Source organism: Aeromonas sp. Lyrl_2 (genome assembly GCF_051948815.1).
In the GTDB taxonomy this organism is placed as follows: domain Bacteria; phylum Pseudomonadota; class Gammaproteobacteria; order Enterobacterales; family Aeromonadaceae; genus Aeromonas; species Aeromonas veronii.
Map to the genome: position 1 here is coordinate 67,029 of NZ_JAYJLJ010000006.1, position 26,662 is coordinate 93,690.

The 26,662-nt window shown below is 56.8% G+C and carries 24 protein-coding genes; 9 read left to right on the forward strand and 15 right to left on the reverse strand.

Annotated elements, in window-relative coordinates; genetic code table 11:
- Positions 1-34: 34 nt before the first annotated feature.
- The 3 genes from VF684_RS07015 (at position 35) to fabA (ending at position 3,091) form a co-directional block, all read left to right on the forward strand.
- On the forward strand, positions 35-427 hold the full coding sequence (locus VF684_RS07015) for a helix-turn-helix domain-containing protein (protein ID WP_368147549.1): 393 nt from the start codon (positions 35-37) through the stop codon (positions 425-427).
- Positions 428-476: 49 nt separating this feature from the next.
- Entirely contained in the window at positions 477-2,453 is a 1,977-nt protein-coding gene (locus VF684_RS07020) for a Lon protease family protein (protein WP_201912903.1), read from the forward strand.
- A 77-nt stretch (positions 2,454-2,530) separates the two neighbouring features.
- A complete protein-coding gene (gene fabA / locus VF684_RS07025; protein ID WP_005336586.1) occupies positions 2,531-3,091 on the forward strand; it encodes a 3-hydroxyacyl-[acyl-carrier-protein] dehydratase FabA in 561 nt (186 codons plus the stop codon).
- A gap of 84 nt (positions 3,092-3,175) precedes the next feature.
- Here fabA and rmf read toward each other — a convergent pair whose 3' ends face one another.
- The 6 genes from rmf to VF684_RS07055 form a co-directional block, all read right to left on the reverse strand.
- Positions 3,176-3,355 carry a ribosome modulation factor gene (gene rmf / locus VF684_RS07030; protein WP_005315693.1) on the reverse strand — a complete coding sequence of 60 codons (180 nt, stop codon included), beginning with the start codon at positions 3,353-3,355 and terminating at the stop codon, positions 3,176-3,178.
- Positions 3,356-3,513: 158 nt separating this feature from the next.
- Positions 3,514-5,427: an ATP-binding cassette ATPase Uup gene (uup, locus tag VF684_RS07035; protein ID WP_201997688.1), complete on the reverse strand. Its 1,914-nt coding sequence runs from the start codon at positions 5,425-5,427 to the stop codon at positions 3,514-3,516.
- Between the two features lie 73 nt (positions 5,428-5,500).
- Complete coding sequence (locus tag VF684_RS07040) at positions 5,501-5,731, reverse strand: glutaredoxin family protein (protein ID WP_150995842.1); 231 nt, start codon at positions 5,729-5,731, stop codon at positions 5,501-5,503.
- A complete protein-coding gene (gene rlmKL, locus VF684_RS07045) occupies positions 5,731-7,908 on the reverse strand; it encodes a bifunctional 23S rRNA (guanine(2069)-N(7))-methyltransferase RlmK/23S rRNA (guanine(2445)-N(2))-methyltransferase RlmL (RefSeq protein ID WP_201997687.1) in 2,178 nt (725 codons plus the stop codon). The genes VF684_RS07040 and rlmKL overlap by 1 nt, the downstream gene beginning before the upstream one ends.
- Positions 7,909-8,047: 139 nt before the next feature.
- The gene (gene ykgO / locus VF684_RS07050; RefSeq protein WP_005336596.1) at positions 8,048-8,173 is read right to left on the reverse strand and encodes a type B 50S ribosomal protein L36; all 126 of its coding nucleotides are present in this window, start codon (positions 8,171-8,173) and stop codon (positions 8,048-8,050) included.
- Positions 8,174-8,437: a type B 50S ribosomal protein L31 gene (locus VF684_RS07055; protein WP_005336598.1), complete on the reverse strand. Its 264-nt coding sequence runs from the start codon at positions 8,435-8,437 to the stop codon at positions 8,174-8,176.
- Between the two features lie 156 nt (positions 8,438-8,593).
- Between VF684_RS07055 and VF684_RS07060 the strand changes: the two genes are divergently transcribed.
- Positions 8,594-8,830, forward strand: coding sequence for a hypothetical protein (locus VF684_RS07060; protein WP_279475182.1), 237 nt, complete (start codon positions 8,594-8,596; stop codon positions 8,828-8,830).
- On the opposite strand, the gene VF684_RS07065 is transcribed toward VF684_RS07060, so the two are convergent.
- The 9 genes from VF684_RS07065 to VF684_RS07105 all read right to left on the reverse strand — a co-directional run bounded on the left by VF684_RS07065 (position 8,818) and on the right by VF684_RS07105 (position 22,489).
- Positions 8,818-9,354 (reverse strand): cell division protein ZapC, encoded by a 537-nt coding sequence (locus VF684_RS07065; RefSeq protein WP_279475184.1) that lies wholly within the window; start codon positions 9,352-9,354, stop codon positions 8,818-8,820. The genes VF684_RS07060 and VF684_RS07065 overlap by 13 nt on opposite strands.
- A gap of 90 nt (positions 9,355-9,444) precedes the next feature.
- Positions 9,445-10,455, reverse strand: a complete 1,011-nt coding sequence (gene pyrD, locus VF684_RS07070; protein WP_279475185.1) for a quinone-dependent dihydroorotate dehydrogenase — start codon at positions 10,453-10,455, stop codon at positions 9,445-9,447.
- Between the two features lie 77 nt (positions 10,456-10,532).
- Positions 10,533-15,371 carry an NAD-glutamate dehydrogenase gene (locus tag VF684_RS07075; RefSeq protein ID WP_376898322.1) on the reverse strand — a complete coding sequence of 1,613 codons (4,839 nt, stop codon included), beginning with the start codon at positions 15,369-15,371 and terminating at the stop codon, positions 10,533-10,535.
- Positions 15,372-15,649: 278 nt separating this feature from the next.
- Positions 15,650-15,871 carry a DUF2835 family protein gene (locus VF684_RS07080; RefSeq protein ID WP_005351919.1) on the reverse strand — a complete coding sequence of 74 codons (222 nt, stop codon included), beginning with the start codon at positions 15,869-15,871 and terminating at the stop codon, positions 15,650-15,652.
- 70 nt (positions 15,872-15,941) lie between these two features.
- Entirely contained in the window at positions 15,942-18,566 is a 2,625-nt protein-coding gene (gene pepN / locus VF684_RS07085) for an aminopeptidase N (RefSeq protein WP_139730693.1), read from the reverse strand.
- A 144-nt stretch (positions 18,567-18,710) separates the two neighbouring features.
- Entirely contained in the window at positions 18,711-20,726 is a 2,016-nt protein-coding gene (gene prc / locus VF684_RS07090) for a carboxy terminal-processing peptidase (RefSeq protein WP_139441338.1), read from the reverse strand.
- A gap of 8 nt (positions 20,727-20,734) precedes the next feature.
- A complete protein-coding gene (gene proQ / locus VF684_RS07095) occupies positions 20,735-21,373 on the reverse strand; it encodes an RNA chaperone ProQ (protein ID WP_005351923.1) in 639 nt (212 codons plus the stop codon).
- Between the two features lie 102 nt (positions 21,374-21,475).
- Complete coding sequence (locus tag VF684_RS07100) at positions 21,476-21,934, reverse strand: GAF domain-containing protein (protein WP_118853833.1); 459 nt, start codon at positions 21,932-21,934, stop codon at positions 21,476-21,478.
- A gap of 93 nt (positions 21,935-22,027) precedes the next feature.
- Positions 22,028-22,489 carry a hypothetical protein gene (locus tag VF684_RS07105; RefSeq protein WP_118854770.1) on the reverse strand — a complete coding sequence of 154 codons (462 nt, stop codon included), beginning with the start codon at positions 22,487-22,489 and terminating at the stop codon, positions 22,028-22,030.
- 281 nt (positions 22,490-22,770) lie between these two features.
- On the opposite strand from VF684_RS07105, the gene ccoN reads away from it, so the two are divergent.
- The 5 genes from ccoN to VF684_RS07130 all read left to right on the forward strand — a co-directional run bounded on the left by ccoN (position 22,771) and on the right by VF684_RS07130 (position 26,640).
- Positions 22,771-24,195, forward strand: coding sequence for a cytochrome-c oxidase, cbb3-type subunit I (ccoN, locus tag VF684_RS07110; RefSeq protein WP_005336616.1), 1,425 nt, complete (start codon positions 22,771-22,773; stop codon positions 24,193-24,195).
- A gap of 16 nt (positions 24,196-24,211) precedes the next feature.
- A complete protein-coding gene (ccoO, locus tag VF684_RS07115) occupies positions 24,212-24,826 on the forward strand; it encodes a cytochrome-c oxidase, cbb3-type subunit II (RefSeq protein WP_005336618.1) in 615 nt (204 codons plus the stop codon).
- Between the two features lie 10 nt (positions 24,827-24,836).
- Positions 24,837-25,016 carry a CcoQ/FixQ family Cbb3-type cytochrome c oxidase assembly chaperone gene (locus VF684_RS07120; protein ID WP_005336620.1) on the forward strand — a complete coding sequence of 60 codons (180 nt, stop codon included), beginning with the start codon at positions 24,837-24,839 and terminating at the stop codon, positions 25,014-25,016.
- Positions 25,016-25,999, forward strand: a complete 984-nt coding sequence (gene ccoP, locus VF684_RS07125; protein ID WP_021230094.1) for a cytochrome-c oxidase, cbb3-type subunit III — start codon at positions 25,016-25,018, stop codon at positions 25,997-25,999. The genes VF684_RS07120 and ccoP overlap by 1 nt, the downstream gene beginning before the upstream one ends.
- A 140-nt stretch (positions 26,000-26,139) precedes the next feature.
- The gene (locus VF684_RS07130; RefSeq protein WP_323929119.1) at positions 26,140-26,640 is read left to right on the forward strand and encodes a FixH family protein; all 501 of its coding nucleotides are present in this window, start codon (positions 26,140-26,142) and stop codon (positions 26,638-26,640) included.
- Positions 26,641-26,662: the final 22 nt, after the last annotated feature.

The window sequence follows — 26,662 nt, forward strand, 5'->3', positions numbered from 1 at the left end:
ATATGCCCACTGAAGCAAGCGAGGAAACAGCAAAATGGACTCAAAAGCCCTGATTCAGGCGTACATGAGAACCAAAAAGCTCACCCAGTATCAGCAAGTCGCTGCTGAGCTTGGTTTTACCAAGTCGCACATATCCAGTTTGACCACTGGTAAGGTGCAACTCACTGATGCAACAGCAAAAAAGATTGCCGAGGAAATCGGCCTAGACGTTGAGGAAGTGCTGTTAAGCCTTGCCGCCGTCAGGGAGACAGATCCCGAGATAAAGCAGGCTTGGTACAACATTCTTGCGAAGTACACAAAAGGTACAGGCACGGCTGTAGCCCTTGCGGTTGCTATGTTCCTGACCCCCAGCCACGGGCCAGACAACACTGCGCATAATGTATATTATGTTAAATTCAGTATCTTGTTTCCTGTCACCACTTATTGAACTGTGTATAATGGCAACAATTGATCCTATCTTCGACCGGATGTCTTAAGTGGCTGAATTAACATCAGAACAATTAAAACCCGCTTTTGCGATTGAACAGTTCCCCAAGCTTAGCGAGCTTGAACCTATCCCCTTTGCTGCGCTGCAACCCAGAGCCATTTCCGGCATCAAACGTCTTGCCAGTTTTGATGGTGACTGTCCGGTCATGCTGCTCAACGGGTTTCCCGGTGCAGATTACGAAGGCGTTTGCCAAACGTTGATTGCCGACTCCAATGGCAAGGATGGTGACCTGTTTGATCTCTGCTACACCGAGAATCTGAACAACCCCTACAAGCCTATCTGGCTGCGCCTGCAACCAGGCACCGGCATCGAGTTTTGCGAAATGGTTGGCGAGCTGCTCAAGCTGTTGAGCCACCATCTCGATGCCGAACGCATCGTGACCCGCATCATGCGCAAGCAGAACAATGATCCGAAAATCGATGATTTCCTCTCCGATTTGGCAGCTCACGTGGCATTGGGTCTGGAGTTCCAGCACCCCATTCTGATCAACCTGCTGATCCACCACGAAGCGCAGGAAGCGCCGGTGATTTATGGCCGTGATCTCAACTGGGATACCCTGTTTGGCTCCATCAATTACCAGACAGAACAAGGCTCTGTCTATGCCAACCAGCACCTTTTAGAGCCCGGTCTGCTGCGCGAAGCCAATGGCGGTTACCTCATTTTGCAACTGGACGAGCTGCTGGATCAGCCGCACCTCTGGTTCAAACTGAAAAATGCCATGCAAAAAGGCGAGCTGGACTGGAACGCCTATCAGGAAGGGAAAACTCTGACCCCCTTCTTCGCGCCTGAAGCGACCCCCATCAAGCTCAAGCTGATCCTGGTCGGTGACCGACTGGACGTGGCCGAGTTCCAGATGCTGGATCGCGATATGTCCGAGCGCATCTTCCTGCGCGCGGATCTGGTGTCAGAGGTGAATATTGAAGAGGATCTGCAGGAATTTCTGCAGTACCTGGCCTGGCTGCGCCAGCGCTGGAGCCTGCTCGACTTCACGCCAGCCTCCCTCGCCGCCCTTTGTCGTCATGCCAGCCGCCTCTGTGACCATCAGGAGTGGCTGTCGCTCTCCGAAGTGCAACTCTCTGCCATCATGCGGATGGCTGACAGTCTGGCCCGGGAGCTGGGAGCCGAGGTGGTCACCGACGAGCATATTCGTGGCGCACTGGAGGAGCAGGATTACCGCCTCAACTATCTGGTTGAGCAGTCCGATCAGGGGGTTATCGACGGCCAGATCCTGCTGCAAACCGATGGCGAAGAGATTGGCCAGATCAACGGCCTGTCTGTCATTCAGGTCTCCGGTCACCCTTATGACTTCGGCGAGCCGGTGCGCCTCACTGCTACCGTACACCTTGGTGATGGCGATGTGGCGGATATCGAGCGCAAAGCGGAGCTGGCCGGTCATATCCACGCCAAGGCGATGATGATTATCCACGGCTATCTCTCCAACAAATTTGGTGCAGAGAACCCCTCCCCCCTGTCGGCCAATCTGGTATTCGAGCAGTCTTACCACGAAATTGATGGCGACAGTGCCTCACTGACCGGCTTATGTGCCCTACTCTCTGCCCTCGCCCGCCAGCCTATCTATCAGCACTTCGCCGTGACCGGTGCGGTCGATCAGTTTGGCAATGTGCAGGCCGTTGGTGGCGTCAACGAGAAGATTGAAGGCTTCTTCCGGGTGTGCAAGATCCACGGCATCACCGGCAAGCAAGGGATCATTTTGCCGGGAACCAACATCCAGCAGCTGAACCTCTCTGATGAGGTGATTGCAGCGGTTGAAGCAGGCCAGTTCCACATCCACCCGGTTGATCATGTGGAAGAGGCCATCGAGTTGCTGACTGGCTGTGTCGCCGGTGAGCCTGATATGCCCGATACCCTGTTTGGCCGTATTCAGGAGCGGTTGGACGAGTTGAACGGCTCCACAGCCAAAGTCGGACTGCTGCAATCCCTGCTGGGGCGCCTGTTTGGCCGCTGATGAAGTGATCGGAGTTGTTTAGCGAACAACTGTAAGCTAAATTGGCCCGGCTTTGACCCATTTGAAGGAAATACCGCGTGACCGTAGACAATACCACCATGGAAGCCCGCCTTTCCCTGTGCGAACAGGGCAAGAACTCTTTTACCCGTGAAGAGCTGCTGGCTTGCAGCCGTGGCGAACTGTTTGGTGAGGGTAACAGTCAGCTGCCTGCCCCCAACATGTTGATGATGGACCGCATCGTCAAGATCAATGACAACGGTGGCGAACACGGCAAGGGCGAGATCCTGGCTGAGCTCGACATTACTCCGGATCTCTGGTTCTTCGATTGCCACTTCCCGGGTGATCCTGTGATGCCAGGCTGTCTCGGTCTGGACGCCATGTGGCAGCTGGTTGGCTTCTTCCTGGGCTGGAAAGGTGGCCCCGGCAAGGGTCGTGCTCTGGGCGTGGGTGAAGTGAAATTCACCGGCCAGATCCTGCCGACTGCCAAGAAAGTGACCTACAAGATCACCTTCAAGCGCGTCATCAACCGCAAGCTGGTGATGGGGATTGCTGATGGTGTGGTCGAAGTTGACGGCCGTCCGATCTACAGCGCCACCGACCTGAAAGTGGGCCTGTTCAAAGATACCACCGCATTCTGATCTCTCTGTTGAGTGGTAAAACAGCATTAACGCAAAGGGGCCACAACGGCCCCTTTCCTTTTGTAATGAGTGATGAAGTACCTGCTACTTCATGAAGAGGCCTGAGCCCCGCCCTTCCATGGCGTCACGCCAACCACCAAGCCAATGCCCTCGGGCATCCAAGCATTGATACGGACACGCTTCTTTCTGTTTGCCGACCACGCCAGCCTGATAACCACGAGCACGAGCTCTTTCCAGACGGTCCCGCTTCTGTCTCTTCATCATCTACGACCCTCTTCGTGGAACAAAAAAAGCGACCAATTCTGCATCGGTCGCTTTCATCTTTACTCCTGCGAGCGCACTCGGTCAAACAAAAACTTCCACCCTAACCGGGCTATGTGACACAAGGCACTGAACTGGATTAAGTTTTAATTACAGGGAACTTACTCCTGATTTTTGAGTCCTTCCAGCTCTTCCCAGCGAGCAAATGCCTGCTCCAGCGCTGCTTCAGCGGCATTGAGCGCATCCAGTTTCGGCTGGGTTTTATCTGCCGGCAGCGAGAAGAACCCAGGCTGGTTGATCTCGCTTTGCAGCGCATCCAGCTCGGCTTCCAGCTGCTCAAGACGAGCAGGCAACCCTTCCAGTTCAAGCTGCAGCTTGTAGGAGAGCTTCTTGCTCTTCTTCGGCGCTTCTGGCGCGGCGGCAACGACCGGCTCGGGCGCCTTGACCGGTGCACTCTTGGCCTGTTTTTGAGCGTTCTGCTGTTCGCGGGTCGCCATCATGTCGGCATAACCGCCCACGTAATCGCTGATGCGGCCATCCCCTTCAAACAGCCAGCAGCCGGTCACTGTGTTGTCGATGAAGCGACGATCGTGACTCACCAGCAGCAGGGTGCCGGGGTAGTCGGAAAGCAGTTCTTCCAGCAGTTCCAGGGTTTCCACATCCAGATCGTTGGTCGGTTCATCGAGGATCAGCAGGTTGCTCGGCTTGAGGAACAGCTTGGCCAGCAGCAGCCGGTTCTTCTCGCCACCGGAGAGCGCCTTGACCGGCGTACGGGCCCGCTTGGGCTCGAACAGGAAGTCCTGCAGGTAACCGAGGATATGACGGGAGCGGCCACGCACCATCACCTCCTGCTTGCCCTCCCCGACGTTGTCCACCACGGTCTGCTCGGGATCGAGCTGCTCGCGGTACTGATCGAAGTAGGCCACCTCCAGATTGGTGCCCCCCTTGACGGTGCCACGGGTTGGCTCAAGCTGACCCAGCAACAGCTTGATCAGGGTCGATTTGCCGCAGCCATTGGGGCCGACCAGCGCAATTTTATCGCCGCGCAGCACTTGCAGATCGAGCCCCTTGAACAAGGTGCGATCGCCAAAATCCAGCCCCAGCCCTTCGGTCTCGAACACCAGCTTGCCGGAGCGATTGACCTCGTCCAGTTGCAGTTTGGCCTTGCCCTGCAACTCGCGACGCTGGGAGCGTTCCATCCGCATCGCCTCAAGTGCGCGCACCCGGCCTTCGTTACGGGTACGGCGAGCCTTGATACCCTGACGCACCCACACCTCTTCCTGGGCCAGTTTGCGGTCGAACTCGGCATTTTTCAGCTCTTCGACCCTCAGCCACTCCTCTTTTCCCTGCAGATACTCGTCGTAGTTGCCCGGCCAAGAGGTGATGGCGCCGCGATCGAGATCGATGATCCGGGTGGCCAGCTTGTGGATGAACTCCCGATCGTGAGAGATAAAGACGATGGCGCCGCGAAAATCCTTGAGGAAATCTTCCAGCCAGTTGATGGCTTCGATATCCAGGTGGTTGGTCGGCTCATCGAGCAGCAGCAAGTCGGGATCGCAGGCCAGCGCACGAGCCAGCGCCACCTTGCGCAGCCAGCCACCGGAGAGGCTATCGAGGGTCACATCGGGATCCAGCCCCAGCAGGGTCAACACCTGACTGATGCGGGTCTCGAATTGCCAGCCGTTCTGATAGTCGAGCTGCTCTTGCAACTCGCTCATCTTGCGAATGTTGGCATCTGACGGATCATGCGCCAGTTCCATGGAGATATGGTGGTATTGCTTGAGCAGCTCCCCTACCCCGGCCAGACCTTCGGCGGCATAGTCAAACACCGTCAGCTCGCTGGAGGCCGGTGGATCCTGCTCAAGGCGGGTTACTTTCAAATCTTGTTGCAGCACCAGGCGGCCGTCGTCCAGCGGCAATTCACTGGCAATGACCTTCATCAGGGTGGACTTGCCCGCCCCGTTGCGGCCAACCAGACAGAGGCGCTCGCCCCGCTCGATGGTCAATTCGGCATTGTCGAGCAGCGGGAAATCACTGAACGACAGACATGCGCCGTGCAATGTTAAAAGAGCCATGTGTGTTCCTTATTTCATATGAAAAAAACGGGCAGCAGACTGGGTCTGCCCCCGTTTTATCGTCAAATCACTCTCACCCCTGACGGGCGGCCCAGCTTTTGAGCTCGACCAGTGTGAAGGGCCAGCCGAGCTCGCGGCCTGCTTCGTCACGCAGCACCGGAATGCGCACCCGATAGGCGGCAAGCCACAGCTCATCGTCCATGATGTCGCACTGGCGGGTGGCGGCGGCAAGGCCGGCCTCCTCCACCAGCGCCCAGGCCTGCTCGCACAGGTGGCAACCGTCGGTATGAAACAGGGTCAGCATCACGCCTCGCCTTGCTCCGGCGCATGGGTGATGATCCAGCAGTTATGGATATGCTGGTTGCGCTCGAAATCCTTCGGTCGCGTCTTCTGGGTGATGTTCTGGGCCTTGAGACCAGTGGCCTCGAGACCGGCCAGATCCATCTTGAAGTGACGCTTGTTGTTGGAGAAGACCAGAGTGCCGTCCGCCGCCAGCAGGCGCTTCAGGTGCTGCATCAGCAGCAGGTGATCGCGCTGTACGTCGAAGCTCTCGTCCATCCGCTTGGAGTTGGAGAAGGTGGGCGGATCGATGAAGATGAGGTCGTATTTATCATCGGCTTCAGACAACCACTTCAGGCAATCTGCCTGGACAAACTTGTGCTGACGGCCCACCAGCGAGTTGAGACGCATGTTGTCCTGCGCCCAGTTCAGGTAGGTGTGGGACATGTCCACCGTGGTGGTCTCGCTGGCACCGCCAAGACCCGCGTGCACGGTGGCACTGCCGGTGTAGGCAAACAGGTTCAGGAAGCGCTTGCCCTTGGCCATCTGGCCCAGCATGCGGCGAGTCTGACGGTGGTCGAGGAACAGGCCGGTATCGAGGTAGTCGTAGAGGTTGACCCACAGACGGGCGCCGTACTCCTGCACTTCCATCCGGTGCTGCTCTTCGGAGAGCTTCTGATATTGCTGTTTGCCCTCCTGACGCTCACGCACCTTCAGGATCACCTTCTCGCCATCCATCCCGGTCACCTTGATGGCGGCCTGAACCATGTCAAGCAGACGCTGACGGGTCTTCTGGGCGGGGATGTCCTTGGGCGCGGCATACTCCTGCACCACCAGATAGTCCTGATAGCGGTCGATGGCGGCGTTGTATTCCGGCAAGTCGGCATCGTAGATGCGATAGCAATCGATGCCCTCTTTGTTGGCCCACTTCTCGAGCGCCTTCAGATTCTTGCGCAGACGGTTGGCAAAGTCCTGTGCCACCTCTTTTTGCGAGGCCACGGAGTCCAGTGCGATTTGATAATTGCGCAGCTGACACTCGAGAGCACCGTTGAACAGGCGATATTGCTTATCGGCGCGCAGGCGCAGACAGCTGAGCAGCTCGGGGGATGCGGAAAGAATAGAGACTTTCCAACCCTGGAAGCTGCGACGCAGAGCATCGCCAAGAGCCTGATGCACTTCCAGCAGCGCCGGGAACTCGCCAAGACGCTCGCCGTAAGGCGGGTTGGAGATCAGCATACCGACTTGGCGAGCCTCCCCTTCCACAGTCGGCATCGGCAGTGGGTTTTCCAGCTTGGTGACATCGGCCTGCTTGAAGGTGATGAGGTGGGCCACACCGGCCGCTTTGGCGTTATCACGGGCTTTGAGCAGCACACGCTGGTCGGCATCACAACCAAACAGTTTTACTTCGCAACGCTGCATGCCGCGTTTGGCACGCACTTGCGCTTCCATCATCAGGCTCTGCCACAGCTCGCTATCGTGCTGTAGCCAGCGATCGAAACCGAAGCGCTCGCGGCGCAGCGCCGGCGCCATGTCGGCGGCGATAAAGGCCGCTTCAATCAGCAAGGTACCGGAACCGCACATGGGGTCCATCATGGGCTCACCGGCCCAGCCGCTACGGGCAATCATGGCGCAGGCCAGGTTCTCTTTGAGCGGAGCTTCACCTGTGCCTTGACGATAGAAACGCTGGTGCAGCGCCGGGCCTGACAAGTCCAGCGTGATATTGGCCTTGCCTTTGCCCAGGTGCGCCATGATGCGAATATCCGGCGCCTTTTTGTCCACGTCCGGACGCACGTGACCGCGCTTGGTGAAGCGGTCGACGATGGCATCCTTGATTTTCAGCGCGCCATATTGGGTATTGCGAATGGCAGGGTTGGTACCGGTAAAGTCCACCGCGATGGTAGAGGTACCGGAGAAGTGCTCTTCCCAGGGGATGGTGTGGGCGCCCAGATAGAGATCCAGATCGTCGTTCATCTGGAATTCGGAGAGCACCAGCACGATGCGGGAGGCAAAACGGCTCCACAGACAGGCCTTGTAGCCCATCGCCAGTTCGCCTTTGAAATGGACGCCAGCCACGGTCTCACGGACCTGCTCTGCGCCAAGATTGGTCAGCTCATCGGCCAACAGGTTTTCCAGCCCCTTGGGGCAGGTTGCAAAAAATTCTTTCATCACGCTCACGGGGAACCCATAAAAATAGTGCCGCATTATACCTCATCAGGCGGGCTGGAGCATGCAAAAGTCGGCGCAAACAGCAGGATGGAAACAGATTGATAGGTGGCGAAAAGGTAAAAGGCCCCATGACTACCCGATGGCGAGATCATGGGGCCAAACATCATTTAACGGATCACTTCATACGAGCCTTGAAACGGGGATTGCTTTTGCAAATCACGAACAATTTGCCCCGACGACGCACCAACTGACAATCGGGATGACGCGCCCTTGCGGATTTGAGTGAACAGACGACCTGCATTCAGGACTCCTTCTTGCTTGAAAATGCGCCAAAGCGCTTGTTGAAACGGGCCACACTCCCCTCACTCGATACCTGCTTCTGCTTGCCGGTATAGAACGAGTGCGACTGGCTGGAAACATCGAGCGACACATAGGGATACTCCTTCCCGTCTTGCCACGTGTAGCGGCGATCGCTCTTGATGGTTGAACCGACCAGGAAAAAGGCATCTGCCGCCGTGTCATGGAACAGAACCAAACGATAATCCGGGTGAATATGAGGCTTCATGGCAACTCCATTTTGTTATGTTATAACAAAATGTAAGTGAGAATAGCTCTCGTTTCAAGCGTAAAATGTCGTATGTAGAAAATCGCTACCGTGAGTGATGTGTTGATAGCTAGGTGGAGGCACTACACAAGCAGAACGAAGCAAGAGGGAGACACCATGCTTGCAGCACGGAAGACCAAGATACTGCGTGGGTCAGAACACAAGGTGCAAGTGGATGTAATAAGCCTCAGGAGAGGCTGGATTACAACCATGAAGATCAATGAGAATGGGCAATATGTACGCGGATCAATGAAGTATCAGAAACGAGGAGCGATTGAGGTGACCACAGTAAAAACAGGCAGCGGTGTAATCACAGAGATAAAACGATTGATGAAAATATATCAACTGACCTGACGATATTGCTCGGTCACGGTAATACGCTGTTTCATCCGGTTATTCATCACCTTGATCACCCCGAAACGCGGCAAGGTTTTACTGGTGGTCAATACCAGATCGGCAGTGAGGTTCAAACAGACGCTAGCCTGATCCCCTGCCTCAATGACCATAAATTCGCCGTTGCCATGGGGTGTATTCATCAGGACCAGATCACCGTTTTGCGGAATCACTTGCGGATGCTGCTCACTAAAAAACCAGCTTTGCGGCATCAGGGGTTTATAAAAGCGACTGACCGCGATCGCATTAAGCACCAACTGAACCTGATGGGGAATACTCCACTCAAGTTCGGCTGCTTTATCCATCAACTGATAATAGAGGGCGGCATCATCGACACAAAAAGGCTGGGCTGCAAACGAACTGGGCACCAATTGTCGCCCTTTATACTCGGTCGCAAATAACATGTTATCAGACAGGTCCAACATCAGACGGTCATTCTGGGCATCGTAGTGCCATTGCCAGCTATCGGTCGGTTGGATAAACATGTTGGAGCCCTTACTTGATAATTACCAGTTGACTTTATTCCATATGCAGAAAATCAGCAACGTCAAATAAAGGGCTCCGCCATCTATTTCTTAAATATTGGTCACAATCTCTTTGACCAACCCCGGCCCTTTATAAATAAAGCCGCTATAAATTTGTACCAGACTGGCACCGGCGGCCAATTTTTCACGGGCGGCCATGGCACTATCAATACCACCCACACCGATAATTGGCAGAGCACCATTGAGCGCCTTGGCCAGATGACGGATCACCTCGGTACTCTTGTGCTGCAGCGGACGACCACTCAGGCCACCCGCTTCACCGGCGTGGGGCATGTCATAAATCATCTCGCGCTCGAGGGTGGTATTGGTGGCGATAACCCCATCAATACCATTCCGTACCAGCGAAGCGGCCACCTGATCTATTTCTTCAAGGCTTAAATCCGGGGCAATTTTAACCGCCAGCGGCACATACTTTTTATATTGGGCGGCCAGCTCTTGCTGACGCACCTTGAGGGCGGCCAGCAATTGATCCAGCGCCTCGCCATATTGCAGTGAACGCAAACCAGGGGTGTTGGGGGAAGAGATATTGACAGCAATATAACCGGCATGATCATAAACCTTGTCCATGCAGATCAGGTAATCATCCTTGCCCTGTTCGATGGGAGTGTCTTTGTTCTTGCCGATATTAATGCCGATGATCCCCTGATATTTTGCCTCTTTTACCTTGGCCACCAGATGATCAACCCCCTTGTTGTTGAATCCCATCCGGTTGATGATCCCCTCTGCCGGAATAACCCGGAACAGGCGTGGCTTGTCATTGCCGCTCTGGGGTCTGGGGGTGACGGTACCGACTTCGATAAAACCAAATCCCATGGCGCCCAGCGCGTCAATGCACTCACCATCTTTATCCAGACCGGCCGCCAATCCCACCGGATTGGCAAAAGAAAGCCCCATGACAGTGACGGGGCGTTTCGGCAAATTCTGGCGGAAGAAACAATCGAGTGGCGTACCGAGAAGGCGGGGCAAATATTTCATGGAGAGATCGTGAGCCTGTTCCGGATTGAGTTTGAACAGGAAATGCCTGGCGATGGGGTACAACATCTTTGCTCCTTAAAGAAAGCCCCGGCAACTGGCCGGGGCTTTGGGTGTAATGTCGGTGTCATGCCTTAATCTGGCAATTAAAGTGCCCGACAATTCAACTGGAGCAGGTTCAACTCTCGCAAGGCCACCGAGAACTTGGCGAACTCGTGGGTACTGGTGGTCTTGAAGTCGGCCAACATGTGGGTCCAACGGGACAAGAGTTGCTCATGCTCCGAAATCCAGTCGGCCAGTATGGTAGCGCATTCTCCCTGATCTTTGCACCCTTCCAGTACCACAGAAGTGAGACTGCGTTGCTGCCAGTCCAGATCTTCGCGGAAGGAGGCTCGCGCCATCGCCTGCCAGTGGTTGCCGACCGGCTGATGGTTGATCTGGTCAAGGAACCAATGCAGATCCAGTTTGGCACCGAGGCGATAGTAAACGTTGGCGGCACGCAGGATATCGGTCTTGTGCTCCGCGGCAATCTGCGCCAGATCCAGGCTGGAGAAGAGGCTGCTCATATGGGCGACCTGACGGGCAATGGCCTCCGGCACCTGTTTCTCCATCCACTTGGCAACAGCCTGACGATGCTCGGCCACTTCGCTCTCATCCATCACCTCGTAGAGGTGCTTCCCTAAGGTCTCGAACGCCGGACGGAAGAAGGCGATGTTCTCGCTAATGCTCCAGCTGCGATTGCGGGCACGCAGGAACCAGCGGGTGGCACGGCGCACAATGCGGCGGCTGTAGAACATCAGCTCGAGCTGAGTCAGGGCATCCACCAGGTTGTCGCACCCTTCGATATCGCGCCAGAGCTGGTTCATGCCAAACACTTCGCGGGCCATGGCGAAGCAGCAGGCCACTTCGGCGACCGAGGCACCGGTCTCGTCCTTCATCCGGCTGGCGAAGTTGAGCCCCATGTCGTTGACCAGCATGTTGGCCACCCGGGTAGCGATGATCTCACCGCGTAGCGGGTGATCGGCCAGCTGGGCACCAAACTGCTGCTGCACCTTGGCCGGGAAGCTGGTGACCAGCATGTTGGCGAGGAAGGGCTCGTCGGTCACTTCCGGGCAGTTGAGCTGCTCTTTCAGCACCATCTTGCCGTAGGCCACCAGCACCGCCAGTTCGGGGCGGGTCAGTCCCTGCCCTGCCGCCATCCGCTCGGAGAGCTCCTCGTCAGAGGGCAAGAACTCCAACGCACGGTCCAGTTTGCCTTCCCGCTCCAGCCCCTGAATAAAGCGCTGTTGCTCTTTGAGTTGTTCAGAGCCGCGGAAGCTGGTGACCGAGATAGACTGGGACTGGCGATAGGCGTTGGTGATCACGATCTGCGCCACGTCGTCGGTCATCTCATACAGCATCTGGTTACGTTGCTTGAGGGTCAGATCCCCTGCCGCCACCAATTGGTTGAGCAGGATCTTGATGTTCACCTCGTTATCGGAGCAATCCACCCCGCCCACGTTGTCGGTAAAATCGGTATTGATGCGACCGCCCTGACTGGCGTACTCTACCCGACCGAGCTGGGTAAAGCCGAGATTGCCCCCCTCACCCACGATACGGGCCCGCAGCTCGCGACCATTGACTCGCAGTGCATCGTTGCTGCGATCGCCCACTTCCCCATCGCTCTCGCGAGCGCTCTTCACGTAGGTGCCGATGCCGCCGTTCCACAGCAGGTCGACATTGAGGCAAAGCAGTGCCTTGATCAGCTCGTTCGGGGCCATGCTGGCCTTGTCGGTGCCGAGCAGGGTCTGCATTTCCGGGCTCAGCTTGATGGACTTGGCCGAGCGCAGGAAGATGCCGCCCCCTTGTGATATCAGCTCGCGGTTGTAGTCATCCCAGCTGGAGCCCGGCAGATCGAACAGGCGCTGGCGTTCAACAAAGCTCTTGGCCGCATCCGGAGTGGGGTCAACGAAGATGTGCATGTGGTTGAACGCGCCCACCAGCCGGGTGTGCTCGGAGAGCAGCATGCCGTTGCCGAACACGTCGCCCGCCATGTCGCCAATCCCGACGCAGGTAAAATCGGTGGTCTGGCAGTTGACGCCAATTTCACGAAAATGCCGTTTGACCGACTCCCAGGCGCCGCGGGCTGTGATACCCATCTTCTTGTGGTCGTAACCGACCGAGCCGCCGGAGGCGAACGCATCGCCGAGCCAGTGGCCGTATTCGAGGCTGATCTCGTTGGCAATATCCGAGAAGGTCGCCGTGCCCTTGTCGGCAGCGACCACCAGGTAGTAGTCATCCTCATCGTGGCGCACCACGGATTTGGGCGGGATCACCTCGCCGCCGATAATGTTGTCGGTTACATCGAGCAGACCGCGGATAAACAGACGATAGCAGGCCTTGCCCTCCTCCTGGATGACGGCGCGGGCAGCCCCCACCGGCATCTGTTTGCAGTAGAAACCGCCCTTGGCCCCCACCGGCACAATGACGGTGTTCTTCACCTGCTGGGCTTTCACCAGACCCAGTACTTCGGTGCGGAAGTCCTCTTTTCGATCAGACCAGCGCAGGCCGCCACGGGCAACCTTGCCCCAGCGCAGATGCACCCCTTCCACCCGCGGCGAGTAAACGAAGATCTCGAATTTCGGCAGCGGCAGCGGCATGTCGGTGATGCTGGACGGCGCCAGTTTGAAGGAGATGTAGGGCTTGATGTTGCCCGCCTTGTCCAGCTGGTAGTAGTTGGTGCGCAGGGTAGCGTCGATCATCTCCACATAGCGGCGGATGATGCGATCGTCATCCAGATTGGCCACCTGATCCAGCTTGGCGGCAAGCTCCTCGTGCAGCTTGGCCTGTACCTTGGCGTCCTGCTTGCCGACAGGATCCAGGCGCTGTTCGAACAGAGCAAACAGCAACTGGGCGATGTCGGGGTAACGGGTCAGGGTCTCTTCGATATAGGACTGGCTGAAGGAAACGCCGGTCTGACGCATGTATTTGGCATAGGCGCGCAGCACCGACACTTGGCGGCCGGTAAGTCCCGCCCCCAGCACCAGCCGGTTGAAGCCGTCATCTTCCAGCTGCTTGTTCCAGATGGCGGCAAACGCCTGCTGGAAGCGCTGCTGGCTCTGGGCCAGATCAAAGGGCTGCTCGCCGTGCAGCAACATGGAGAAGTCGAGGATCCAGAACAGATCGCCCCCCGGAGTGCGTACCTGATACGGGGTCTCGCCGATCACCCGCAGTCCCATGTTCTCCAGCATCGGCAGCACGTCGGAGAGGTGAATGGGTTCGGTGCGGTGGAACAGCTTGAGCCGTACCCGACGATCGTTCTCCTCCTCCTGCGCGCGGTAGAACAGCATACCGAGCGGCTCGGCTTCGCTCAGGTTATCAAGCGCCATGATGTCGGCCACGGCCGAGCCCGGCAGCACATCTTCCTTGTAAGCGCGGGGGAATGCGGTGCTGAAACGGCGACGCAACTCGTTGCCACGGGCCTCGCCATAGTGGGAAAGCAGCACGGAGTCGAGTCTGTCGTCCCAGCTGCGGGCCGCTTCAATCAGGTTGTTCTGTACTTCGTTCACATCCACATCCACGTTGTTGTTGTTGACCCGCACTATGTAGTGGGTCCGCGCCAGCACGCCTTCGGTGAAGTAGACGTTGAACTCCACCTCTTCATTGCTGCCAAAATATTTCTGCAAAATTTGCTGGGTCTTGATCCGCAGCGCCGTGTTGTAGCGCTCCTTGGTGACATAGACCATGCAGGAGAAGAAGCGACCATAGACATCCCGGCGCACGAACAGCCGCAGCATGTCTCGCTCCTGCATCTCCAGCACGCCAAGGCCGGTGGCCAGCAATTCCTCTTCACGGGCCTGGATCAGCTCATCGCGGGGATAGGTCTCCAATACGTTCAGCAGCGCCTTGTAGGCGTGGGAGCCCTTCTCGTGACCGGAGGCGGCCATGATGCGCTCGAGACGATGGCTGATAAGCGGGATCTGGGTCGCGCTGGTGTTGTAAATGGAAGAGGCGTAGAGGCCGATGAAGCGATCTTCCCCGATCACCTTGCCGTGCTCGTCGAAGCGCTTGATGCCGATGTAATCCACATAAGCCGGACGGTGCACCCGGGACTTGCTGTTGGATTTGGTGAGGATCAGCAGGTCAGAACTCAGGGCTGCGTGACGGGCACTGGCAGGCATGTTGCCAAGGCGCTGGCCCACCTCCTTGATGGAGTTCTTCATCAGCCCCAGGCTGGAGCTCGCCTGCGGCAGGATCTCGTGATCCCCCTCCACCGCCTTGACGTCGTAACGACGATACCCCATCAGGGTAAAGTTGTGGGCAGCCACCCATTTGAGGAAAGCAACGCAGGAGGCCACCTCCTCCTTGCTGACCGGGTGCTTGCGTTTGGGCAGTTCGTCGATGATCTCATTGAGCTTGGCCAGCATCGGCTGCCAGTCGCCGACTGCCAGCGCCACTTCACCGGCCACCGAGTTGAGCTCGGTAGCCAGCGCGGCCATCTGCTCCTCGCTGGTGAGGTGATCGATCTCGATAAGGAACGCCGTTTCAACCGAGGTCTGCCCGTCGGTGTTGTCGAGCTCCAGGATGGCGTCAATCTTGCCATCCGCACTACGAATGAGGTGCAGCGGTTGGTGCAGCATCATGTGGGCGGTGATGTTGAGTCGCTTGAGCGCCATCCGGATGGAGTCGACCAGGAAGGGGGAGTCCTGCAGGATCACCTCGACGATGGTATGGGGCGATTGCCAGCCGTGACGGGTCAGCTCGGGATTGTAGACCCGGATGTAGGGATCGATACCGCTGCGCTGATTGAGGGCATTCCACAGGCTCAGGGCCGCGCCATAGAGATCGCTGTCATTGCGATCGTGCAGGTCGGAGCTCGCCATGTTGCCGTAGAACTTGGCAACGAAGCGCTCGACCAGAGAGGCACTGTTTTTGGGCAACTTCTGATGGATCAGACTGAGAACGTTTTCGAGCAGAACTGAGGTAGGGGCGTCTTTCAATGCCATTTTTATATTCCTTATCGGACGACATTAACCACCGACGCAGAGGCAACCACCCTGGTTACCCGCTGGTGCAGAGTTGTTGCGAAGTGTAATGGCTTGGCTAAGGGAAGGCGAGGAAAGGTGCTAATGGGATGTTAAAAACAAGGTACAGATCACGGCTTAAACTGTGAGAAATTTTGTAAATAACCAAAAATACAGAAATTCCAACTACCTTTGTGCCAGTTTACCGGATAGATAGTGACGCAAAGCAGATAAACAGTCGGTAATCTGTTCGATTTATGTTAATTTATGCGTTCGAGGCTGATAAAGCGGTAATCGTCCTGGGTTTTCAGCCGAAAATAGCCATGCACACCATTGATGGCGACAAAGGGGCGTATTTTTTCTATGCCAAGTTCCAGGGTCAATCCCTGTTCGCTGCGCACCACCAGCCGTCTGGCATGGCCCTGATACATCAGCATCACCTCATCGCTATTCAATGAGAGCCGAAAAGTAAACTGCTTCACGCTTGCTCCTGATCACACGACAAATCACACAATAGGGGCAGGCGCATTCACGCCCCTGCCCCGTCGATACTTACTGCTGTAGCGCCTTGCTGACCTTCTCGAACAGATCCCGTGCCAGCCCCTCAAGGTTGGCCAGACGGGTCAGCTCGGCGCGGATCAGCGCCTTGCGCGCCTCATCCAGTCGCTTGAACTGGATAAGCGGAGTGATGAGGCGGGAGGCCACCTGCGGATTCACCTGGTTGAGCTCGATCAGCAGATCGGTCAGGAAGCGGTAACCACTGCCATCCACCGCATGGAACTGCACCTGATTGCTCATGGCGAAGCTGCCGATCAGCGCCCGCAGCCGGTTCGGATTGCGAATGCTGAAAGTGGGGTGACTCATCGCCAGTTTCACTTCGCTAAGCACATCGGCAGCCGGTTTGCTGCCAATCAGCCGCAGCCAGTTGTCCAGCACCAGTCCATCCTTGGCCCACTTGCCCTCGAAATCGGCCAGCAGCGCGGCGCGGCATGGCAGCAGATAGCCGTTGGCCACCTGCAACGCCGCCAGGGTGTCGGTCATGTTGTCGGCTGTTGCATACTGCTCGCGCACCAGCGCATCGGCATGCTCTGCATCAAGCGCCGCCAGATAGCCGAGCACTACCCCTTTGAGGGCTCGCTTGGCCATATCTGCATGCACTACCTGATATCCGTTCAGACGCAAACTCTGATAGGTTGCCGCCAAGCGCACACCAAAGGCCTCGGCAAGACGGGTGTGGATCGCGTCGCGTACCTGATGGATGGCATCGATATCGGCCACCTCGAACAGCTCGGCCAGGGTCGCCTCACCGGGCAGCGCCAGGATCTCCGCCTTGAGGGCCAAATCCAGTTCACTGTCGTCCAGAATGGCGACGAAGGCGGCCAGCAGGGTCTGGGAGAGCTCAACCCCCTGCCCGTGCTGAACCCGCGCCACCCCGTCGATGACCGCTTTGTTGATCAGCATCTGGGCCGCATCCCAGCGGGCAAACTCGTTGCGGGCAAAGCGCATCAGAAAGGCTAGCGCTTCGTCGCTGTAGTCATAGTGCAGCTTGACCGGCGCGGAGAAGTCCCGCAGCAGGGAGGGAACCGGTTTGACCGGCACCCGATCGAATTCGAAAGTCTGCTCAGCTTCCAGCACGTCGAGCACGTTGCCGATGGCCTTGCCCTGATACTGCAGCGCAATGACGGCACCCTGCTCGTCATAAAGCTCGATATCGAGGGGAATGTGCAGCGGCAGCTTCTGCGGTTGATCCTGAGTCGGCGGCGTGTGCTGGCTTACATGGAGGCGATAGATACCGCTGGCGGCATCGTACTCGTCGGTCACGGTCAGCTCGGGGGTGCCGGACTGGCTATACCAGCGACGGAAACGACCAAGATCGACACCGGAAGCATCCTCCATTGCCTGCACGAAATCATCGCAGGTGGCGGCCGAGCCGTCGTGACGCTCGAAGTAGAGACGCATACCGGCCTGGAAGGCATCTTCCCCCAGCAGGGTGTGCATCATGCGGATCACTTCCGACCCCTTCTCATAGACGGTCAGGGTATAGAAGTTGTTCATCTCGATCACCACATCCGGGCGGATCGGGTGCGCCATAGGGCCGGCATCTTCCGCAAACTGCGGGCCGCGGACGGTACGCACGTTGTTGATGCGGTTGACGCCACGGGAGCCCAGGTCGGAGGAGAACTCCTGATCCCGGAATACCGTCAGCCCCTCTTTCAGGCTGAGCTGGAACCAGTCTCGACAGGTGACGCGGTTGCCGGTCCAGTTGTGGAAATATTCGTGGCCGATCACCCGTTCGATGCCGTGGTAGTCGCTGTCGGTGGCGGTGGCCGGATTAGCTAGCACGAACTTGGAGTTGAAGATGTTGAGCCCCTTGTTCTCCATGGCGCCCATGTTGAAGAAGTCCACCGCGACGATCATGTAGATGTCGAGATCATACTCAAGGCCAAAACGCTGCTCGTCCCAGCGCATGGAGTTGATGAGGCTCTCCATGGCAAAACCGGCGCGATCGAGGTTACCCTTGTCGACGAAGATCTCGAGGGCCACTTTGCGGCCGCTCTTGGTGGTGTAGTGGCTGCGCTCCACATCGAAATCACCGGCCACCAGCGCAAACAGGTAGCTCGGTTTGGGGAAAGGATCCTGCCACTGCACGAAGTGACGGCCGCCATCGAGATCACCGCTGTCGACCTTGTTGCCGTTGGAGAGCAGGAAGGGGTACTGGGCTTTGTCGGCGGTAATGCGGGTGCTGTAGCGCGCCAGAATGTCGGGGCGGTCCAGATAATAGGTAATGCGGCGAAACCCTTCGGCTTCGCACTGGGTGCAGTAGGCATCACCTGATTTGTAAAGCCCTTCCAGCGCGGTGTTGGCGGCCGGATCCAGCAGAGTGACAATGGTCAGCACACATTCGGCCGGCAGGTTAAACAGGGTCAGACTGCTCTCGCCTTGCTCGTAGTGGTCACAGGGAATGCCATCAATGGCAACGCTCTTGAGAGTCAGCTGTTCACCATCGAGGACGAGCGGCGCATTGTGCTCGCCGTTGCGACGAATGCGGGTGATGGCGGTGACCTGGGTCAGCGGCTCCTGCAGTTGGAAATCGAGGTCGATGGTGTCGATCCAGTAGAGCGGCGCCTGATAATCCTGGCGATATTTGGCCGTCATGGCCTGGGAGTGATCGGTCATTATTGTCTGCTTCCACGCTTGTTAAAGGCGAGAACGAGGCTGTCACAACCAACTGGCGGGGTCAAACAATTTGCATTACGTCAGATACGCCAGACAAAAAGAAAGGGCGACCGCAGTCGCCCTTGTGCATTGGAGGTCGCCTTGTCAGCTGCGTTTGCTGACCTTGACCAGATCCGCCGTGATATTGGCCGCTTCGATGAGATACTCATCGGGCGCTTCAAAATCAGCGGGCAGCTCATCCAGACTCTTCACCGCCGGCTTGCCAAGACGTGCCAGACGCTCGTTGGTACGTTTGAGCGCTTTCTCATCCTGTTTCGCCTGCTCTGCAACACGCTCCGCCTCGTTGAGGGAGACCGACTTCTTGTCTTTCTCCTCCTTGTAGTCGGCGATGTCCTGCATCACATAGGCAAACTCGGGATCCTTGGCGATCCGGGCATCGTGCGCCGCCTGCAACTTGGGCAGTACGCTGGCGAAGTTGCCGAGTTTCTCGTAGTTGGCGGAGGCAATCTTGTCCCACGGCAACGCATTGAACTCACGGCTTTCGCCCGTCTCTTCCGGAGCAACCGGTGTCGGGAAGCTGATATCCGGCGCAACGCCCTTGTTCTGGGTGCTGCCACCGTCGATCCGGTAGAACTTGGCGATGGTGTACTGCACGTGACCGAGCGGCTGCTCGTAGAAGTCATAGACCTTGGCTAGGCTGCGATGCTGCTGCACCGTCCCCTTGCCAAACGAGTTTTCACCCAGAATCAACGCACGGCCATAATCCTGCATGGCGGCAGCGAAGATCTCGGAGGCCGAGGCACTGTAGCGGTCGATCATCACCGACATCGGGCCGCCGTAGTAGACGTTGCCATCGTCATCGCCATTGACCGTGATACGGCCCATGTGATCACGAATTTGCACCACGGGACCGCTGGCAAAGAAGAGACCGCTGAGGGCGGAAGCTTCGGTCAGGGCGCCGCCGCCGTTACCGCGCAGATCGATGATCAGACCATCGATCTTCTTCTTGTTCAGGCTGGAGAGCTCCTTGATCACGTCGTCATGCAGATTGACGTAGAAACTCGGGATCTCGATGACGCCAATCTTCTTGCCTTCGGCGTTAATCACCTTGGACTTGGCCGCCCGGTCTTCAAGGCGCACCTTGTCGCGGGTCAGCTCGATCTGCTCGGTTTTGGCGGTTGCGCCCTTGCCGCGCTGGATCTCCAGCTTGACCTTGCTCCCCTTGGGCCCCTTGATGAGCTCGACCACGTCATCAAGACGCCAGCCGATCACATCGACAATCTTGCCATCTTCCTGCCCCACCCCGGTGATCTTGTCATCGGGTTTGAGGTGGTTGGATTTGGCAGCAGGGCCACCGGGCACCAGAGAACGGATGACGGTAAAGTCATCTTCCGCCTGCAACACGGCACCAATCCCCTCCAGCGAGAGGTTCATCTCGGTGTTGAAACGATCGGCACTGCGCGGTGAGAGGTAACTGGTGTGCGGTTCGATGGCGCGAGCGAAGGAGTTCATGAAGAGCTGGAAGACATCCTCGCTCTCAGTCTGGGACATCCGCTTGATAGCGTTGTTGTAACGCTTGCCAAGCAGCTCCTTGATCTCGGGCCACTCCTTGCCACTGAGCTTGAGGCTCAGGGCATCGAACTTGACCCGCTGACGCCACAGCTCGTTGAGCTCTGCTTCATCTTTGGGCCAAGCCGCCCCTTCCCGATCAAACACATAGTTGTCGGTCTGGGTAAAATCGAAAGGAGTATCAAGCAGTTTGAGGGCGTATTCGAACCGCTCATAACGCCGCTGCTGACTCAGGTTGAACATCTCGTAGGCGGGAGCCAGACGGCCTCTTTCGAGGTCGGTGTCAAAACCGTTACGGTACTTTTCAAAACGGCTGATATCAGAGGCCAAAAACAGGTTGCGGCTGTAGTCCAGATTCTCCAGATATTTATCGAAAATCACGGAGGAAAAGGCATCGTCCAGCTTGAACTGTTTGTAGTGCGAGCGGGTAAACAGATTGGTAATTCGCTTGCTGGCCGTAGCATGTTGGCTCTCTTGAGCCAACACAGGCAAATCACTCTCCTTGAGCACCGGCTCGATGGCCTGTGCAAGCCCGGCAAGCGCCAGGCTACAGGCAACGAGGGAAAAACGAATTACGCCATGCTTCAACATTTGTCTCCTTAGAGAACCAAGTGCTCTGATTTGACCCGCACCATCATGCCGGTCTGCAGTTGGACCTGTACATCGTCCTTGGTTACTTCCTTGATGGTTGCCGGAACCGGGAATTTACCCATAACGACGCGCACATCCTGGCCCACTTTCAGCGTAGCGGCATCCACTTTAACCAGCGGAGCGTCAGCGACCGGTGCCTTGGCGGCAGCTTTCGGCTTGGCAGCTACATCAGCTTTCTCGGTTTTGCGCACAGCAGGACGACGGGGCTTCTTGGCCTTCTCATCCTTCTCTTTGGTATTGGTACGACGGCTGGCGAATACGCGCTCTTTGCTCTCTTTCAGAGCTTGCTTGGCGTGCTCGATGTGCTCTTCGGTCAGCAGCTCGCCCGGGTTGCCATCCAGATCAACGCGAGCCTGACCAGCTTTGAGACCGTGCAGGTAGCGCCAGCTGGAGGTGTATTGACGCAGTGCGGAACGCAGCATGGTCTTGGAGACTCTGGCATCGTCAGCAAGACGCTCGGCCAAATCCTGGAAGATGCCAATCTTGAGCGGCTTGGCCTCTCCTTCAGCAACGAAGCAGGCCGGGAATTTCTCGACCAGGTAGGCAACGATCTCTTTACTGTTCTTCAGCTTCTCAGTGTTTTCCATGTATAACCTTGGCTTTCATATAAACGCACGGGCACGTCCCGAGCACAACAAAGGCCCCATTATAGAGAGCTTGGGGCCTTTTGCGAACCATCTAGCAATGACTTAGAGCATGCTTTCCAAAATTTGCACCGTTTCTTCGAGGCCAATCCGGTCTTGCTGGTCGAAACGGTTAAAAATCGGACTGTCGATATCGAGTACCCCGATGATCTCGCCACCACGGCGCACCGGGATCACGATTTCCGAGTTGCTCGCGCCATCACAAGCGATGTGACCGTCGAACTGGTGGACATCGTCAATGAGCTGGGTTTTCCCCTCTGCCACTGCCGTACCACACACCCCACGGCCGACCGGGATCCGCACGCAGGCCGGTTTGCCCTGAAATGGCCCCAATACAAGGGTCTCGCCCTGCAACAGATAAAAACCGACCCAGTTGATCTCCGCCAGCTCCTGATTCAGCAGCGCGGAGAGGTTGGCCAGATTGGCAATCAGATCGGTTTCCCCCTCCAGCAGCGCCTTGGCCTGCTGGTTGAGGGTGCGATAAAACGGTTGTTTTTCAATCATGATTAAATGAACTTCACTCCCTGATGGTTTGGGGAAGGTAACGCCTGGCCGGGAAATTTCAAATATTTTTTCCACTCCTCACCTCTTGCGCCGTTATTCCCGGGCAACGGAAAGCGCCAATTGCTGGCGTTGACCATTACTCCACTCGATATTTAACAACCAGATCATGACGGGTGATGTACAGCTCCCCACCTGGGTTACCCCCTGCCACTGTCCGTCTATTTGCTCAAAACTCACCGGGATGGTGCCCATAAACATATCTTTGCCTTCGAGTGTCGCTTTCACCGGCTTGATGGCCGGATCGCCGCCGGTAATAGCGATGGCAAAGTCATGTTCAGCACGCAGCGGTAACTCCTTGATGGCGATCGTCAGCGGCTTGTCACCAATCAGCGCGCTGCAAGGGGTGTGGGAAAGATCACAAATCTGATCTTTTTTCTGGTCAGCAGAGACGCTGTTATCGTCCGAAAACCAGGTGCGATAGGCCATCAGCGCCAATAACAGCGCCAATACCAGTACGAGGTGCAAAACTTTACGTGCGGTAAGTCTCTCTTTCATCAAAAACAGCCCGATTAAGATGCAATTAAAATAGTTTTTTGTGATCTCGAACAAGGTAAAAAACTGCCATATCGAGACCGGACGGAGCCAAATATATCACTGTTTATACTGTTATTTTACCTGTCAGTTCAGTATCATTCCCATGCAGTTTTCATTTAGCCATCTTTTGCTTTTCCTTTCGTTAACAGATGTTAACAACTGGTCGGCGGTGGCTGATGAAGCCAGTCCGGTTCTCCGGATACAAAACCAAACAACAGCAGCATCGGAAGCGGAATATAACGATGAGCCATACAACTAACCATCCTGAGTACAACTACACCGTTGTTCGCCAGTTTACCGTCATGACGATTGTCTGGGGAATTGTCGGCATGTCGGTTGGCGTACTGATCGCAGCCCAGTTGATCTGGCCTGCCCTCAACTTCGAGACCCCGTGGCTGACTTACAGTCGTCTGCGGCCCCTCCATACCAACGCAGTGATCTTCGCCTTCGGCGTCAGTGCACTGATGGCCACCTCGTTTTACGTGGTGCAGCGCACCTGTCAAACCAGACTGTTTGGTGGCCCGCTGGCAACCTTCGTCTTCTGGGGCTGGCAAGCAATCATCCTCTCTGCCGCCATCTCTCTGCCGCTGGGTTACACCTCCGCCAAAGAGTATGCCGAGCTGGAGTGGCCGATTGATATCGCCATCACTGTGGTATGGGTCGCCTATGCCATCGTCTTCTTCGGCACCCTGATGAAGCGCACCACCTCCCACATCTATGTGGCCAACTGGTTCTTCGGCGCCTTCATCATCACCGTTGCGGTGCTGCACATTGTCAACAACATGGAAGTGCCGCTCTCCGGCATGAAGTCCTACTCCATGTACTCCGGCGCCATGGACGCCATGGTGCAGTGGTGGTATGGCCACAACGCGGTAGGCTTCCTGCTGACCGCTGGCTTCCTGGGGATGATGTACTACTTCGTGCCCAAGCAGGCCGGTCGCCCGGTTTACTCCTATCGCCTCTCCATCGTCCACTTCTGGGCGCTGATCTCCCTCTATATCTGGGCCGGTCCGCACCACCTGCACTACACCGCACTGCCTGACTGGGCTCAGTCACTGGGCATGGTGATGTCCCTGATCCTGTTCGTCCCCTCATGGGGCGGTATGATCAACGGCATCATGACCCTCTCCGGTGCCTGGCACAAACTGCGTTATGACCCCATCCTGCGCTTCCTGATCGTCTCCCTCTCTTTCTACGGCATGTCGACCTTCGAAGGCCCGATGATGGCGATCAAAACCGTCAACGCCCTCTCCCACTACACCGACTGGACCGTCGGTCACGTGCACTCCGGTGCGCTGGGCTGGGTTGCCATGGTCTCCATCGGTGCTGTCTATCACCTGATCCCGAACTTGTTCGGCCAGGGCCGGATGTACAGCGTCAAGCTGATCAACGTTCACTTCTGGCTGGCTACCGTGGGCACCGTGCTCTACATCGTTGCCATGTGGATTTCCGGCGTGATGCAGGGCCTGATGTGGCGTGCAGTCAACGAAGACGGCACCCTGACCTACAGCTTCGTTGAAGCGTTGCAGGCATCCTATCCCTTCTATTTCGTGCGCTTCCTGGGTGGCTGCTTCTTCGTCACCGGCATGTTGCTGATGGCTTACAACGCCTATCGCACCATCACTGCGCCCAAAGGTTCTCTGGAACCTGTCGCCCAGCCAGCATGATTGAAGAGGTCAACCCATGAGCAACAATAACCGTCACGAAATATTTGAAAAAAGCGTTCCCATGCTGGTGGTCGGCATCATCTTCGCCATCAGTCTGGGGGGCCTGGTTGAAATCACTCCGCTGTTCTTCCAAAAGCAAACCACCGAGCCGGTGGAGGGCCTCAAGCCCTACACCGCTCTGCAGATGGAAGGACGCGACATCTTCATTCGCGAAGGCTGCACCAACTGCCACAGCCAGATGATCCGTCCGTTCCGTGCCGAAACCGAGCGTTACGGTCACTACTCGGTCGCCGGTGAGAGCGTCTGGGAGCACCCCTTCCTGTGGGGCTCCAAGCGTACTGGTCCGGATCTGGCCCGTGTTGGTGGCCGCTACTCCGACGAGTGGCACAAGGTTCACCTGATCAACCCGCGCGATGTGGTACCGGAATCCAACATGCCCGCCTATCCCTGGCTTGATACCAATGTGCTGACCGGCGAGATGACCGCCAAGAAGCTGGCGCTGTTCCGCGATCACTTCGGTGTGCCCTATACCGACGCCGATATTCAGGGTGCGGGCGAAGCCGTCAAGGGCAAAACCGAGCTGGATGCGCTGGTGGCCTATCTGCAATCACTGGGTCATGCCCTGAAATAAGGAGGCGAAGATGGACTACGGCACATTTCGCGGTCTGTATACCCTGCTGTTGATGGCCATCATGATTGGCATCATCGTCTGGGCCTACAGCAAACGCCGCAAGACCTCTTTCGACGAGGCTGCCAATCTGGTTTTTGCCGATGATGAGCAACCCGGTGCTGATAAAAAGAACGCAGGAGCGAAACAATAATGAGCACTCTGTTTAGCATTTTTGTGACTGTCATCAGTCTGGGAACCATCCTCGGCTGCTTCTTGCTGCTGATGTGGTGCCGCAAGGACAAGATGGGTGTGGAAGAAGGCAAATCGATGGGTCACTCCTTCGATGGCATCGAGGAGATCAACAACCCGCTGCCGAAGTGGTGGACCTACATGTTCCTCTTCTTCATCGTCACCGGTCTGGTCTATCTGGTCGCCTTCCCGGGGCTTGGCAACTTCAAAGGCCTGCTGGGCTGGCAAAGTTCCAACCAGGACGTGCGCTCGCTGGCCGAGTCCAAGGCTGCAACCGAATCGGCCAAGGCTGAAGGTCGCGCGGTGGAGTATGACCGTGAGGTCGCCAAGGCTGACGAGATCTACGGCGCCAAGTTCCGTGAACTCACCTATGAAGCGGATGGCAAAACCTATCGTGCCATCACCGAGATCGCCAAGGATCCGGAAGCCCTGAAAGTGGGTCAGCGTCTGTTCCTGCAGAACTGCTCCCAGTGTCACGGCTCCGATGCCCGTGGTGGTCGCGGCTTCCCGAACCTGACCGACAGCGAATGGCAATGGGGCGGCCAGCCTGATCAAATCAAGACCACCATCATGGGCGGTCGTCAGGGGATCATGGCGGCCTGGGGTGAAATCCTCGGCAAAGATGGCGTTCAGGAAGTGGCCTCCTATGTGCTGAGCCTCTCCGGTCGCAAGGTTGACCTGGTGGAAGCGAAGAAAGGTGAAGCACGCTTTGCCATCTGCGCTGCCTGCCACGGGGCCGATGCCAAGGGCGGTGTCGCCGTCGGTGCGCCAGATCTGACCAACAACACCTGGCTCTACGGTGGCTCCCGCGAAGTGGTGGTACAAACCATCACCCACGGTCGTCACGGTGTGATGCCAGCCTGGAAAGACATTCTGGGTGAGGACAAGGTTCACCTGCTGGCCTCCTACGTTTACAGCCTGTCTCATCAACAGTCTGCCAAATAAGGTTCGCCCGTAACGTTGTAACATGTGATAAACACGTGATTACACAGCAAAAAGCCTCGACTCCTCGAGGCTTTTTGTTATCTTGTGTTGCGTAAAAACCATCTTCCACGTTAATCATTCGTTTCATGGCAGTAGCAATCATGACCCAACCTCTATCCAAACCGTGGTATCGCCAATTCTGGCCCTGGTTTATCATCGCCCTCCCCACTGCCGCCGTTGTCGGCAGCATCGCCACCGCCATCATCGCTAGCAAGGATGGGGTCAATCTGGTGGCCGAGGACTATTACAAACAAGGGAAAGAGATCAATCAGGACTTGAGCAAGTTTGACCGCTCCGAAGCGCTCAATATCCGCTTTGGGCTGGTGGTTGACGGCAACGAGCTGACCCTCAAACCCATCAGCGGTGACATTCCTGCCGGGCAAGCTCTCTATCTCTCATTGTTCCACCCGACCTTGGCCGGTCAGGACAGCGAACACATGATCACCGCCGATGCGAGCGGCACCTATCGCCTCCATTTCGACAAGCCGCTGGTCGGCAAGTGGCACATTCGGGTCGATGCTTTCGATCACGAGTGGCGATTGCAAGAGACCGTCCAGCTGCCCACCCTGGCCCCTGTCGAACTCGACCCGAAAGGACGCTAAGCCATGACCGGCTGTTCTCACT